This window comes from Pseudomonas oryzae, from assembly GCF_900104805.1.
Lineage (GTDB): Bacteria > Pseudomonadota > Gammaproteobacteria > Pseudomonadales > Pseudomonadaceae > Geopseudomonas > Geopseudomonas oryzae.
The window spans coordinates 1,542,685-1,556,710 of sequence record NZ_LT629751.1 but is presented as its reverse complement, the minus strand read 5'-3'; the positions used below and the strand labels follow the sequence as shown (position 1 = coordinate 1,556,710).

Sequence of the window (14,026 nt, the reverse complement as noted above, 5' to 3'; positions counted from 1 at the left end):
GGCTCTTAAAACAAGAAATAGCGCTGCGCCATCGGCAGCGATTCGGCCGGCTCGCATACCAGCAGCTCGCCATCGGCGCGTACCTGGTAGGTCTGCGAATCGACTTCGATCTGCGGCAGGAGGCCGTTGTGGATCATGTCGGTCTTGCGCACACTGCGGCAGCCGCGCACCTCGCCGATCAGGCTGGCGAGATTGAGCTGCTGCGGTACGCCGGCGGCGATGGCGGCCTGCGACAGAAAGGTCATCCGCGTGGCATGCCGTGCAGCGCCGAACGAGCCGAACATCGGCCGGTAGTGCACCGGCTGCGGGGTCGGGATCGAGGCGTTGATGTCGCCCATCGGCGCGGTGGCGATCATGCCGCCCTTGAGCACCAGCGCAGGCTTGACGCCGAAGAACGCCGGCGACCACAGCACCAGATCGGCCAGCTTGCCCAGCTCGATGGAGCCGACTTCGTGGGCGATGCCGTGGCTGATCGCCGGGTTGATGGTGTACTTGGCGATGTAGCGCTTGACCCGGAAGTTGTCGCTGTAGGCCGAATCCTGGGCCAGCGGGCCGCGCTGCAGCTTCATCTTGTGCGCCACCTGCCAGGTGCGCAGCACCACTTCCCCTACCCGGCCCATCGCCTGCGAATCCGACGAAGTCATGGAGAAGGCGCCGATATCGTGGAGGATGTCCTCGGCGGCGATGGTTTCGCGGCGGATGCGCGATTCTGCGAAGGCTACGTCCTCGGCGATGCTCGGGTCGAGGTGGTGGCAGACCATCAGCATGTCGAGGTGCTCGTCCACCGTGTTGATGGTGTAGGGCAGCGTCGGGTTGGTCGACGACGGCAGCACGTTGGCGTGGCTGCAGGCGGTGATGATGTCCGGCGCGTGACCGCCGCCGGCACCTTCGGTGTGGAAGGTGTGGATGGTGCGGTCGCCGATGGCCTTCAGGGTGTCCTCGACGAAGCCGGACTCGTTGAGGGTGTCGGTGTGGATCGCCACCTGGGTGTCGGTTTCCTCGGCCACGCCGAGGCAGCAGTCGATGGCCGCCGGGGTGGAGCCCCAGTCCTCGTGCAGTTTGAGGCCGATGGCCCCGGCGGCGATCTGCTCGCGCAGCGCCTCGGGGCGCGAGACGTTGCCCTTGCCGAGCAGGCCGATGTTGACCGGCAGGCTGTCGGCAACCTGGAGCATACGTGCGATGTACCAGGGTCCGGGGGTACAAGTGGTGGCGTTGGTGCCGGTGGCCGGCCCGGTGCCGCCGCCGAGCATGGTGGTGACGCCGGAGGTCAGCGCCTCCTCGCACTGCTGCGGGCAGATGAAGTGGATGTGGGCGTCGATGCCGCCAGCGGTGACGATCTTGCCTTCGGCGGCGATCACCTCGGTAGCCGGGCCGACCGGGATGGTCACGCCGGGCTGGATGTCCGGATTGCCGGCCTTGCCGATGGCGACGATGCGCCCGCTCTTCACGCCGATGTCGGCCTTGACGATGCCCCAGTGGTCGATGATCAGCGCGTTGGTCAGCACCAGATCGACGCAGTCAGCGGCCAGCATCTGGCCCTGACCCATGCCGTCGCGGATCACCTTGCCGCCGCCGAACTTCACTTCCTCGCCGTAGAGGGTGTAGTCGTGCTCGACGTGCACCCACAGCTCGGTGTCGGCCAGACGCACCCGGTCGCCGACGGTGGGGCCGAACATGTCGGCATAGGCTTGCCGGGAAATGCGGCTCATGGGTTGCCCTCCAGTTTGCCCATCACCTCACCACGGAAACCGTAAACCTCGCGCTTTCCGGCCAGCGCCACCAGGGTGACGGTACGCGCCTGGCCCGGCTCGAAGCGCACCGCGGTTCCTGCGGCGATGTCGAGGCGGAATCCGCGCGCTTCATGGCGATCGAACACCAACGCCGGGTTGACCTCGTAGAAGTGGTAGTGCGAGCCGACCTGCACCGGGCGGTCCCCGTAGTTGGCCACCGTCAGCGTCACCCGCTCGCGGCCCTCGTTCAGCTCGATGTCGCCGTCGGCGACCTGGATTTCTCCGGGAATCATGGTTCTCTCCTGAATCCACAACGGCGCAGGTGGGTAGTTCGCGCTAGCGATTAGCCCCCGCCAACGCCGGGTAAGGCTGTGCCGTTACCCAGCCTATGAATGCCTCTGGCTCAAATGATCGGGTTGTGTACCGTCACCAGCTTGCTGCCGTCCGGGAAGGTCGCCTCGACCTGTACGTCGGGAATCATCTCCGGCACGCCTTCCATCACCTGGTCGCGGTTCAGCACCTGGCGGCCGGATTCCATCAGCTCGGCGACGGTGCGGCCGTCGCGGGCGCCTTCCATCACCGCGGCACTGATCAGGGCGATGGCCTCGGGATAGTTGAGTTTCAGGCCACGGGCCAGCCGGCGCTCGGCCAGCAGCGCCGCAGTGAACAGCAGCAGCTTGTCTTTCTCGCGGGGGGTCAGTTCCATGTCGGTCCCTCAGGTGGCCCAGATGCGCGGCGGACAGGGGGCACGGCCAATCACAGCCGGGCGCAGGCGCTGCCACAGGCGCTGCAGGGTGGATTGCAGACGCTGGTTGTCGTCGTCGAGCAGACGGATGACCAGCAGGTGTTCATCGAGCAGGGTCGCCCCGACCGGGTGCGGCAGGCCGGCGAGTTCCTCGCGGGCCTGCTCCAGCAGGGTTTCGGTCGCCGGGGCGATGCAGAAGGTGGCCAGCAGCGGCAGGCCGCCGACCTTGGCAAGCGAGCCGCCATCCAGGCGCAGGCGCTCGTGCAGCAGCGGCTCGCCGCCCAGTTCGACCACCAGCAGGCTATCGAGGCGGCCGTGGTCGAAGGTTTCGCCCATTACCGGACGGCCGAGACACAGGGTTTCCCAGGCCATCAGCCGGGCGCCCGGTTCGAGCTGGAAGCGGGTGTGCAGGCGCATCTTGGCGCCGGGGAACAGGATGCTGTCCTGCGGCAGCCATTCCAGGGTGGCACCGGCGGCCACCTGAAAGTGCTGCTCCAGCAGCGAGGTAGGGCCGGCGCTGCGGTAGAACTTGGTGGCGCCAGGCATGGTCAGCAGCGCATGGCTGCCCTCCTCCAGCTGCACCTGCAGATGCAGGCGGTCGCCGCCGACCACACCACCCGGCGGGTGCAGCAGATAAATATGCGCCGGCTCGCCCTCCGGGTAAAAGGGGCGCTGCACGGTGAGTGGGCCGTAATGGCGGCGGCCGACCAGTTCGCTGCGGGTGGCGCGGCGCTCGAAGCGCAGGGCCAGATGCGCACGCCAGCCGTCGTCGGCCGGGGCGAAACGGGTGGTGCTGCTGCCGAGCGGCATGGCCAGCGCAGCTTCGCTCAGGCTGCTCATGCGCGCGAGCCTCCGAGCGCCATCACCACCGAGGCGGCGGCGGTGCGGGTTTCCACGCCGAGCTTCACGTAGACGTGCTCCAGGTGCTTGTTCACCGTTCGCGGGCTGAGGCCGAGGATCTCGCCGATGTCGCGGTTGGTCTTGCCGCAGGCCACCCACTCCAGCACCTCCACCTCGCGGCCGGTCAGCTGGTAGCGGCGGGCCAGCGCCGCACGCACTTCCTCGACGCCCGGCGCCGCTGCCTGCTGCGAGGCCTCGCGGGCCTCACGCAGCGAGCGGGCGGTGCGCAGGTGGGAGGCGATGCGGGCCAGCACCTGCTCGGGATGGATCGGCTTGGTCACGTAGTCGACCCCACCGGCGGCGAAGCCCTCGAGCACGTGCTCGCTTTCGGTCAGTGCAGTCATGAACAGCACCGGCACGTCCTCGAATTCGGCGTGCGCCTTGATCCTCCGGCAGGTCTCGAAGCCGTCGATGCCCGGCATCAGCGCGTCGAGCAGGACGATGTCGGGCTTGAGACGCTGCATGCGCTCCAGCGCGGTGCTGCCGTCCAGCGCCACCAACACCATGTGCCCGGCCTGTTCGAGAGCATCGGACAGCAGCGCCAGGTTGTCCGGCAGGTCGTCGACGATCAGCACGATGCTCTGATCGGCACGCTCGACAAGATTCATTGCGAAGACTCCATCGGGGGTTGCGCGGCACGCGGCGTGGCCTGGGCCAGGCAGCGCGCCAGTTCGTCGAGCTGGAAGCGTCGTGCCAGGCCGCGCAGACGCTCGATCACCGCCGCGCAGTCCGGCTCCTCGCGCTCCAGGCAGTCGAGGCGCTCGATCACCCCACGCACGTAGCCTAGCGCAGCCAGCTCGCCCAGCTCGGCCAGCGCCTGCGCCGGCAGATCCAGCTCCCTGGGCGGCGCAGGCGCGGCAGACTCGCGGCGCAACCAGTCGAGACCCAGGTGCTGGCGGATCTTCTCCAGCAGCGCCGGGCCGTGCACCGGCTTGGCCAGGTAGTCGTTGCAGGCGGGGTCGAGGCGCCGCTCGCCCTCGTCGGCGAAGGCGTTGGCCGACACCACGATGATCGGCGCCTGCGAGCCGACCGACTGGCGGATCAGCCGGCTGGTCTGCCAGCCATCCATCTGCGGCATGGACAGGTCCATGAGGATCAGGTCGGGATTGAGCAGCGACACCTGGCTGAGCGCCTCCTGGCCGCTGGCGGCCATGGCGATCTCGAAACCCAGCGGTTCGAGCAGGCCGGCCAGCACCTTGCGGTGCTCCACATGGTCGTCGACCACCAGGATGCGCCGGCGCGGGCCGCGGTAGCCGACGATGTCGTGTTCCTCGGCCAGCAGCGCCTGCGGCACGCGCACCGCCGGCAGATACAGGCGCAACTGGAATCGGGTGCCCTGCCCCGGCTCGCTGCTTACCGTCAGCTCGCCGCCCATTAGGACGCTGAGCATGCGGGCGATGGTCAGGCCGAGCCCCAGACCATGATCCTCACGCGTCGGGTCGCCGCGCTCGAAGGGCTGGAACAGCCGCTCGAGCTGCTCGGCGTGCATGCCGATGCCGGTGTCGAGGATCTCGAAGGTCGCGGTCTGGCGCAGGTAGCCGACTCGCAGGGTGACGCTGCCGTGCTCGGTATAGCGCACCGCATTGCCGAGCAGGTTGATGAGGATCTGGCGCAGACGCTTTTCGTCGCCGCGCACCACAGCCGGCATGTGTCCAGCACGCTCAAGGTGGAAGGCCAGGCCCTTTTCGCCGGCCTGCAGGGCGCACATCTTGGCCAACTGATCGACGAACTCGGCGAAGTCGATCTCGCAGGGTTCCAGGTTGAGCTTGCCGGCCTCGATACGTGCCACGTCGAGCAGGCCATCGATCAGTGACAGCAGGTGGTCGCCGCTGCGGTGGATGGTGGCCAGGGCATCCTGGTGGCGCTCGCCGAGGCCTGTGTCACGCCGCAGGATCTGCGTGTAGCCGAGGATGCTGTTGAGCGGTGTACGCAGCTCGTGGGACAGACCGGTGACGTAACGACTCTTCGCTGCACTGGCCGCCTCAGCGGCTTCCTTGGCCTTCTGCAGCTGGGCGTCGGTTTCTCGGTGCGCGTCGATTTCCTGGATCAGCAGGCGGGTCTGGCGGTTCGACTCCTCCAGCGCCACCCGCCGACTCTCGCGGTTGAGCACCACCCACCAGGCCAGTACGCCGACGAACAGGGCGAGGATCAGGAAGGCCTTGAGGAAACCCTGCTGCAGGGTCCTGGCCGCATCGGCCGGGTTCTGCTCGAGACCGTGGGAAACCTGGCCGTAGACCAGCGCCATGGCGCCGGCGGTGAGCACGATCATCAGGCCGAACACCAGCAGGTAGTGCAGCAGGCGGGTGTGCAGGCGCGGCACGGCGACGCCAGGCAGCAGGCGAGCGAGTCCGGCCTCGAAACGCTCGAGCAGCGGCACCCGCGGCTTGCACTGGTCGCCGCAACGGGCGTCCAGCGAGCAGCACAACGAGCAGATTGGCGCGCCGTAGGCCGGGCACCAGGCCATGTCCGGTTCCTCGTAGGCGTTGCCGCACACCCCGCACTCGACCTTGCCCTGCTGATTGTGGGGCAGCAGCAGTTCGCTCTGGTGCGCACGGGCGATGTAGTAGCGCCCCTTGGTGAACCAGGCCAGCAGAGGTGCAGCGAGCAGCGCGGTGCCCAGGGCGATGACCGGCGCCAGCGCCTGGGCCTCCACGCCGAACGCCCCGGCATAGGCGATGATCGACAGCAGCGAGGCGAGCAGCATGGCACCGACACCCACCGGGTTGATGTCGTGCAGGTAGGCGCGCTTGAACTCGATCAGCCGCGGCGACAGGCCGAGCGGCTTGTTGATCACCAGATCGGCGACCATCGCGCCGATCCAGGCGATCGCGACGTTGGCGTACAGGCCGAGCACCTGTTCGATGGCCTCGACCACGCCCAGCACCATGAGCATCAGGGCGATGCCGACGTTGAACACCAGCCAGACCACCCGCCCCGGATGGCTGTGGGTGATGCGTGCGAAGAAGTTCGACCAGGCCAGCGAACCGGCGTAGGCGTTGGTGACGTTGATCTTCACCTGCGACACCACCACCAGCAGCACCATCGCGGCCATCGCCCAGCGCGGGTCGGCGAACACGTACTGATAGGCCACCCGGTACAACTGCGCCGGCTCGGCGGCATGCTCCGGGCTCACGTCATGCTGCAGGGCGAGCACTGCCAGCAGCGCGCCGCCCAGCATCTTCAGCGCACCGGGAACGATCCAGCCGGGACCGGCCAGCAGCAGTGCCGCCCACCAGCGCCCGCGGTTGGCGCGGGTTTGTGCGGGCAGAAAGCGCAGGTAGTCGACCTGCTCGCCGATCTGCGTGACCAGCGCCAGCACCAGGGTGCAGGCCAGGCCAAAGGACACCAGATCGAAGCCGTTGTCAGCACGCTTGCCGACGAATTCCATCAGTTCTCCGGGCAACCCCGGATTGCCTAGCAGCACGGCGGCAAAAGGCAGCAGCAGCAGGATCAGCCAGAGCGGCTGGGTCCAGGCCTGCAGGCGGCTGATCCGGGTGATGCCGTACATCGCCAGCGGGATTACCACCAGGGCGCTGACCACGTAGGCCAGGCCCAGCGGTATGGTGAAGTACATCTGCAGCGCCACTGCCATCACCGCCGCCTCGAGGGCGAAGAACAGGAAGGTGAAGCTGGCGTAGATCAGCGAGGTGATGGTCGAGCCGATGTAGCCGAAGCCGGCGGCACGGGTCAGCAGGTCCATGTCGATGCCGTGGCGCGCGGCGTAGTAGCTGATCGGCAGGCCGGTGAGGAATATCACCAGACTCATGGCGAGGATCGCCAACAGGCTGTTGGTGAAGCCGTAGTTGAGCACCAGGGTGGCGCCGATCGCCTCCAACACCAGGAACGACAAGGTGCCGAGGGCGGTGTTGGCGATGCGCCCCTCCGACCATTTGCGAAACGACTTGGGTGTGTAGCGCAGGGCGTAGTCTTCCCGCGTCTCGTCGGCGACCCAGCCGTTGTAGTCGCGGCGGATGTTGACGATGCGCTGGGGTCCGTTGGCGTGCACGGCGGGATCTTCCTGTGAATGACGCCGTGCACATGCAAGGAGCGCGCCACGCCCCGTTACAGGGCCTTGCTGCGCGAGCTGCAGGCCTTCTGCTGCGGGCCGTAACGGCCGGAACGAATGTTTTGCGCACCAGGATCTCTTCATGGGTGCAGAGGATGCACCAGCACAGCGCAGCAACTGGATACGTCAGATGACGTAGGCGTTTACGTCATGCTGCGTATAACGCCCGGCCAGGCGACGCGGCCATGCTTGCTCCCATCAACGACAACGGGAGATTCACCGCATGAAACGCCGTCCCCTGCTCAAGACCGCCTTCGCCGCCAGCGCCCTGGTCCTCAGCGGCCTGTTCCCCTTCACCGTGCAGGCCGCCGAGACCATCAAGGTCGGCATCCTCCACTCGCTGTCCGGGACCATGGCCATCTCCGAGACCTCGCTCAAGGACATGGCGCTGATGACCATCGAGGAGATCAACGCCAAGGGCGGGGTCAACGGCAAGCAGCTGGAGCCGGTGGTGGTCGACCCGGCCTCCAACTGGCCGCTGTTCGCCGAGAAGGCCCGCCAGTTGCTGACCCAGGACAAGGTCGACGTGGTGTTCGGCTGCTGGACCTCGGTGTCGCGCAAGTCGGTGCTGCCGGTGTTCGAGGAGCTCAACGGCCTGCTGTTCTATCCGGTGCAGTACGAGGGCGAGGAGATGTCGCCGAACGTGTTCTACACCGGCGCCGCGCCGAACCAGCAGGCCATCCCGGCGGTCGAGTACCTGATGAGCGAGGACGGCGGCAGCGCCCAGCGCTTCTTCCTGCTCGGTACCGACTACGTCTACCCGCGCACCACCAACAAGATCCTGCGCGCCTACCTGAAGTCCAAGGGCGTGGCCGACAAGGACATCGAGGAGGTCTACACCCCGTTCGGCCACAGCGATTACCAGACCATCGTCGCCAACATCAAGAAGTTCTCCGCCGGCGGCAAGACCGCGGTGATCTCCACCGTCAACGGCGACTCCAACGTGCCCTTCTACAAGGAACTGGCCAGCCAGGGCATCGAAGCCACCGACGTACCGGTGGTGGCCTTCTCGGTCGGCGAGGAGGAACTGCGCGGCATCGACACCAAACCACTGGTCGGCCACCTGGCCGCCTGGAACTACTTCCAGTCGCTGGAGAACCCGGCCAACAGCGCGTTCGTCAACAAGTGGCAGGCCTACGCCAAGGCGAAGAACCTGCCGGGCGCCGACAAGGCGGTGACCAACGACCCGATGGAGGCCACCTACGTCGGCATCCACATGTGGGCGCAGGCGGTCGAGAAGACCGGCACCACCGAGGTCGACAAGGTCCGCGAGGCGCTGGCCGGCCAGTCGTTCGAGGCGCCGTCCGGCTACACCCTGACCATGGACAAGACCAACCACCACCTGCACAAGCCGGTGATGATCGGCGAGGTTCAGGAGGACGGCCAGTTCTCGGTGGTCTGGCAGACCGAAGGCCCGCTGCGTGCTCAGCCGTGGAGCCCGTTCATCCCCGGTAACGACAAGAAGCCGGACTACGCAGTGAAGGGCAACTGACGAAGCTCCCCTCTCCTGCGCGCGGGAGAGGGGCCGGGGGAGAGGGTGCGAGCGTCGCGCCCTATCCCCAGCCTCTTCCACTCAGGGAAGAGGGAGCTACCGCTGCACACCCAAGGATTTGCCCATGCTTACCCTCCTCTACCGAATGCTGCTGTCACTGGCGCTATTGCTGCCGCTGGCCAGCCACGCCGGCGACGCCGCCGATTTCGTCGCAGCCAGCCCGGCACGTCAGGCCCAGCTGCTCGAAGCCTGGGCCGCTGCGCCCGATCCCGTCCGCCTGCCGCTGCTCGACGCCCTGCAGCAGGGCCGCCTGGCCGGCGATGCCGACAAGACCCCGTTCATCGAGCGCGACGGCGCCTTTGTCGCCGCCGATGGCGACGCCGCTCCAGCCGGCACGCCGAAGAAACTGCGCCTGAACAACCGCCTGCGCGGCCTGCTCGCCAGCGCCCAAGCCAGCCACCAGCTGCTCGACAGCGATGCCTCGGTGCGCCTGTCTGCCGCGCAGCAACTGCAGAAGAGCGCCAAGCCGGCGCAAGCCGCCCTGCTCGACGCCCGCCTGGCCGCCGAAGCCAACGAAAGTGTGCGCGATGCCCTGACCCTGGCGCTGGCCAACCTGCAACTGGCCGACAGCGACCCGGCGCTGCGCCTGCGTGCCGTGCGCCTGCTCGGCGAGAGCGGCGAGCCGCTGGCGCGCACTCGCCTCGAGGCCCTGCTCGACGGCGCGGAAAGCGACGCCCGGGTACGCAAGGCCGCGCAAACCAGCCTGAGCCAGGTGGAACGCCGCCTGCTGGTCGGCGAACTGCTCGGCCAGGCGTTCAGCGGCCTGTCGCTCGGCTCGATCCTGCTGCTGGCCGCCCTCGGCCTGGCTATCACCTTCGGCCTGCTCGGGGTGATCAACATGGCCCACGGCGAGATGCTGATGCTCGGCGCCTACACCACCTACATGGTGCAGCTCGCCTTCCAGAAGCTCGCCCCCGGCTACCTCGACCTCTACCCGCTGGCCGCCCTGCCGGTGGCCTTCCTGGTCACCGCCGCCATCGGCATGGCGCTGGAGCGCACGGTGATCCGCCACCTGTACGGCCGCCCGCTGGAAACCCTGCTGGCCACCTGGGGCATCAGTCTGATCCTGATCCAGCTGGTGCGCGTGCTGTTCGGCGCGCAGAACGTCGAGGTGGCCAACCCGTCCTGGCTGTCCGGCGGCCTGCAGGTGCTGCCCAACCTGGTGCTGCCCTACAGCCGCCTGGCGATCATCGGCTTCGCCCTGTGCGTGGTGGTTTTGACCTGGCTGCTGCTCAACCGCACCCGCCTGGGCCTCAACGTGCGCGCGGTCACCCAGAACCGCAACATGGCCGCCTGCTGCGGCGTGCCGACCGGCCGGGTGGACATGCTGGCCTTCGGCCTCGGCTCCGGCATCGCCGGCCTCGGCGGCGTGGCGCTGAGCCAGATCGGCAATGTCGGCCCCGACCTCGGCCAGAGCTACATCATCGACTCCTTCCTGGTGGTGGTGCTCGGCGGCGTCGGCCAGCTGGCCGGCAGCGTGATGGCCGCCTCGGGCCTGGGCATCGCCAACAAGCTCCTCGAACCGCAGATCGGCGCCGTGCTGGGCAAGATCCTCATCCTCGCGCTGATCATCCTCTTCATCCAGAAGCGTCCGCAGGGCCTGTTCGCCCTCAAGGGCCGGGTGATCGACTGATGAACATGCCTCTCAACCCCTCGCCTCTCAACCAGAGCCTGCTGGCGCGTGCCGCCAGCAAGCTCGGCCCGCGTGCGGCCCTTGGCCTCGGCCTGGCGGTGCTCGCCGTGCTGGTCGCCCTGCCGCTGCTGCACCTGCTGCCGGCGGACAGCGCCCTGCACGTCTCGGCCTACACCCTGACCCTGGTCGGCAAGATCCTCTGCTACGCGGTGGTCGCCCTGGCCCTCGACCTGGTGTGGGGCTACGCGGGGCTGCTGTCGCTCGGCCACGGCCTGTTCTTCGCCCTCGGCGGCTACGCCATGGGCATGTACCTGATGCGCGAAAGCGCAGGCGACGGCCTGCCGGCGTTCATGACCTTCCTGTCGTGGACCGAGCTGCCCTGGTACTGGTACGGCACCTCGAGCTTCCTCTGGACCCTGTGCCTGGTGGTGCTGGTGCCCGGCCTGCTGGCCCTGGTGTTCGGCTTCTTCGCCTTCCGCTCGCGGATCAAGGGCGTGTACTTCTCGATCATGACCCAGGCGCTGACCTTCGCCGGCATGCTGCTGTTCTTCCGCAACGAGACGGGCTTCGGCGGCAACAACGGCTTCACCAGCTTCAAGAGCATCCTCGGCTTCGACATCACCGCCACCGGCACCCGCGCCGTGCTGTTCCTGTGCATCGTCGCGCTGCTGGCCGGCAGCCTGTACCTCGGCCTGCGCCTGGCGCGCAGCAAGTTCGGCCGGGTGCTCACCGCCCTGCGCGACGCCGAGAACCGCCTGATGTTCTGCGGCTACGACCCGCGCGGCTACAAGCTGTTCATCTGGGTGCTCAGCGCCGTGCTGTGCGGCCTGGCCGGGGCGCTCTACGTGCCGCTGGTCGGCATCATCAACCCCAGCGAGATGTCGCCGACCAACTCCATCGAAGCGGCCATCTGGGTGGCCCTCGGCGGGCGCGGCACGCTGATCGGACCGCTGCTCGGCGCCGGCCTGGTCAACGGCATGAAGAGCTGGTTCACCGTGGCCTTCCCCGAATACTGGCTGTTCTTCCTCGGGGCCCTGTTCATCGTCGCCACCCTGTACCTGCCTAGGGGCGTGATCGGCCTGCTGCGCAAGGAGAAAGAGCAATGAATGCCGCCACCACCCACCAGGCCGACCTGCCGCTGGACACCGGCCATATCGTCGGCAAGGGCGTCAACGTGCGCCACGGCACCATCCTCACCCTCGAGGGGATCAACGTCAGCTTCGACGGCTTCAAGGCGCTGACCGACCTCAACCTGTACATCGGCGTCGGCGAGCTGCGCTGCATCATCGGCCCCAACGGCGCCGGCAAGACCACCATGATGGACGTGATCACCGGCAAGACCCGCCCGGACAGCGGCGAGGCCTGGTTCGGCGAGCAGCTCGACCTGACCGGGATGAGCGAGGTGCAGATCGCCCAGGCCGGCATCGGTCGCAAGTTCCAGAAGCCGACGGTGTTCGAAGCGCTGTCGGTGTTCGAGAACCTCGAACTGGCGCAGAAGACCGACAAGTCGGTGCTGGCCAGCCTGCGCGCGCGCCTGTCCGGCGAGCAGCGCGACCGCATTGACGAGGTGCTCGCCACCATCCGCCTGGAAGGCTCGCGCCAGCGCCCCGCCGGCCTGCTCTCCCACGGCCAGAAGCAGTTCCTCGAGATCGGCATGCTGCTGATGCAGGAGCCGCACCTGCTGCTGCTCGACGAGCCGGTGGCCGGGATGACCGACGCCGAGACCGAGTTCACCGCCGAGCTGTTCAAGTCGCTGGCGCGCAAGCACTCGCTGATGGTGGTCGAGCACGACATGGGCTTCGTCGGCGCCATCGCCGACCACGTCACCGTGCTGCATCAGGGCCACGTGCTGGCCGAAGGCTCGCTGGAGCAGGTGCAGGCCAACGAGCGGGTGATCGAGGTGTATCTGGGGCGCTAGCCCCGCAGGATTTGATGGTTCCCACGCTCCAGCGTGGCAACCCAGCCGGGGACGCTCCAGCGTCCCCCTGCAAGAGGACAACCCATGCTGCAAGTCCAGCAACTCCACCAGTACTACGGCGGCAGCCACATCCTGCGCGGCCTGTCGTTCGACGCGCGAATCGGCGAGGTCACCTGCCTGCTCGGCCGCAACGGGGTGGGCAAGACCACCCTGCTCAAATGCCTGATGGGCCTGATCCCGGCCAAGGACGGCCAGGTGTGCTGGGAGGACGCCGACATCACCGGGCACAAGCCGCACCAGCGCGTGCAGGCCGGCATCGCCTACGTGCCGCAGGGCCGCGACATCTTCGGCCGCCTGACCGTCGAGGAAAACCTGCTGATGGGCCTCTCCCGCTTCCCGGCTAGCGAGGCCAGGGCGGTGCCCGAGTCGATCTACGAACTGTTCCCAGTGCTGCACGAGATGAAGCATCGCCGCGGCGGCGACCTCTCCGGCGGCCAGCAGCAACAGTTGGCCATCGGTCGCGCCCTGGCCAGCCGCCCGCGTCTGCTGATCCTCGACGAGCCCACCGAGGGTATCCAGCCCTCGGTGATCAAGGAGATCGGAGCAGTGATCAAGAAGCTCGCCGAGCGCGGTGACATGGCCATCCTGCTGGTCGAGCAGTTCTACGACTTCACCGCCGAACTAGCCGACCAGTACCTGGTCATGTCGCGCGGCGAGATCATTCAGCAGGGCCGCGGCGAAACCATGGAAGCCGACGGGGTGCGCGGGCTGGTGGCGATCTGAGCCCTGTGGCGGGCTTCCGCGCAATGCTGGAGCGGCTGTCATGAACCTGCTTCGGCGGCTTTTTGCGCACCGCAAAGAAAAACGGCACGCTTGTGGCGTGCCGCTGCAGCGGGTGTTGCGTCGGGGGGAGCATTGTCGAGTTTCGGCTACCCGGCAATCCCTGGCGCCACACCCATGGGCTGCTACGGGTCGGAACGGATCAGTTCAGGGTTGCCTTGAGGTTCTTGCCCGGCTTGAACCCCGGAACCTTGGCCGCGGCGATCTGCACAGCCGCACCGGTCTGCGGGTTGCGGCCTTCGCGAGCGGCACGCTGCTTGACCTCGAAGGTACCGAAACCGACCAGGGTGACACTATCGCCCTCCTGCAGGGCACCGGTTATGGCAGAGGTGAAGGCATCCAGTGCAGCGGCAGCGGTGGTCATTGGCAGGTCGACGGATTGGGCGATGGCTCCGATGAGCTCGGTTTTGTTCATGGATGTATTCCATAAGGGTAGTCGGGTGCTGAGTATAGCCATGACAGCCTGCACTCTTGCAGCGGCATAGGGCTTCAGGCCCGGCGCCAGCTCTCGACCATGTCCGCATCGAATCTGGCCAATGAAACCGCCGAAATACCCGGAGACTACCGCGCTGACAGGGCGGGATCAGTAGACCACTACAGAGGGCTCGCCTAGCTTTTTCTGGCAGAAGGGGCCGCTCGACA

At 67.4% G+C, this 14,026-nt stretch carries 12 protein-coding genes; 5 read left to right on the top strand and 7 right to left on the bottom strand.

What is annotated here, in order from left to right; all coding sequences use genetic code 11:
- Positions 1-5 precede the first annotated feature (5 nt).
- The 6 genes from ureC to BLT78_RS07015 all read right to left on the bottom strand — a co-directional run bounded on the left by ureC (position 6) and on the right by BLT78_RS07015 (position 7,381).
- Complete coding sequence (ureC, locus tag BLT78_RS07040) at positions 6-1,709, bottom strand: urease subunit alpha (protein WP_090348293.1); 1,704 nt, start codon at positions 1,707-1,709, stop codon at positions 6-8.
- A complete protein-coding gene (locus tag BLT78_RS07035; RefSeq protein WP_090348292.1) occupies positions 1,706-2,023 on the bottom strand; it encodes an urease subunit beta in 318 nt (105 codons plus the stop codon). The genes ureC and BLT78_RS07035 overlap by 4 nt, the downstream gene beginning before the upstream one ends.
- A gap of 110 nt (positions 2,024-2,133) precedes the next feature.
- Positions 2,134-2,436, bottom strand: coding sequence for an urease subunit gamma (locus tag BLT78_RS07030; RefSeq protein ID WP_090348291.1), 303 nt, complete (start codon positions 2,434-2,436; stop codon positions 2,134-2,136).
- A gap of 9 nt (positions 2,437-2,445) precedes the next feature.
- Complete coding sequence (locus BLT78_RS07025) at positions 2,446-3,285, bottom strand: urease accessory protein UreD (protein WP_090352185.1); 840 nt, start codon at positions 3,283-3,285, stop codon at positions 2,446-2,448.
- A 26-nt stretch (positions 3,286-3,311) separates the two neighbouring features.
- Entirely contained in the window at positions 3,312-3,983 is a 672-nt protein-coding gene (locus BLT78_RS07020; protein ID WP_090348290.1) for a response regulator transcription factor, read from the bottom strand.
- On the bottom strand, positions 3,980-7,381 hold the full coding sequence (locus BLT78_RS07015; protein ID WP_231975734.1) for a hybrid sensor histidine kinase/response regulator: 3,402 nt from the start codon (positions 7,379-7,381) through the stop codon (positions 3,980-3,982). The genes BLT78_RS07020 and BLT78_RS07015 overlap by 4 nt, the downstream gene beginning before the upstream one ends.
- 283 nt (positions 7,382-7,664) lie before the next feature.
- Between BLT78_RS07015 and urtA the strand changes: the two genes are divergently transcribed.
- The 5 genes from urtA (at position 7,665) to urtE (ending at position 13,327) form a co-directional block, all read left to right on the top strand.
- Positions 7,665-8,933 carry an urea ABC transporter substrate-binding protein gene (gene urtA, locus BLT78_RS07010; protein WP_090348288.1) on the top strand — a complete coding sequence of 423 codons (1,269 nt, stop codon included), beginning with the start codon at positions 7,665-7,667 and terminating at the stop codon, positions 8,931-8,933.
- Positions 8,934-9,057: 124 nt separating this feature from the next.
- The gene (urtB, locus tag BLT78_RS07005) at positions 9,058-10,626 is read left to right on the top strand and encodes an urea ABC transporter permease subunit UrtB (RefSeq protein ID WP_090348287.1); all 1,569 of its coding nucleotides are present in this window, start codon (positions 9,058-9,060) and stop codon (positions 10,624-10,626) included.
- Positions 10,626-11,732, top strand: coding sequence for an urea ABC transporter permease subunit UrtC (urtC, locus tag BLT78_RS07000; RefSeq protein ID WP_231975729.1), 1,107 nt, complete (start codon positions 10,626-10,628; stop codon positions 11,730-11,732). The genes urtB and urtC overlap by 1 nt, the downstream gene beginning before the upstream one ends.
- Positions 11,729-12,544, top strand: a complete 816-nt coding sequence (gene urtD, locus BLT78_RS06995) for an urea ABC transporter ATP-binding protein UrtD (RefSeq protein WP_231975727.1) — start codon at positions 11,729-11,731, stop codon at positions 12,542-12,544. The genes urtC and urtD overlap by 4 nt, the downstream gene beginning before the upstream one ends.
- 84 nt (positions 12,545-12,628) lie before the next feature.
- Positions 12,629-13,327 carry an urea ABC transporter ATP-binding subunit UrtE gene (gene urtE, locus BLT78_RS06990; RefSeq protein WP_090348286.1) on the top strand — a complete coding sequence of 233 codons (699 nt, stop codon included), beginning with the start codon at positions 12,629-12,631 and terminating at the stop codon, positions 13,325-13,327.
- A gap of 199 nt (positions 13,328-13,526) precedes the next feature.
- Here the strand turns inward: urtE and BLT78_RS06985 are convergent, their stop codons facing one another.
- On the bottom strand, positions 13,527-13,799 hold the full coding sequence (locus BLT78_RS06985; RefSeq protein ID WP_090348285.1) for an HU family DNA-binding protein: 273 nt from the start codon (positions 13,797-13,799) through the stop codon (positions 13,527-13,529).
- Positions 13,800-14,026 lie beyond the last annotated feature (227 nt).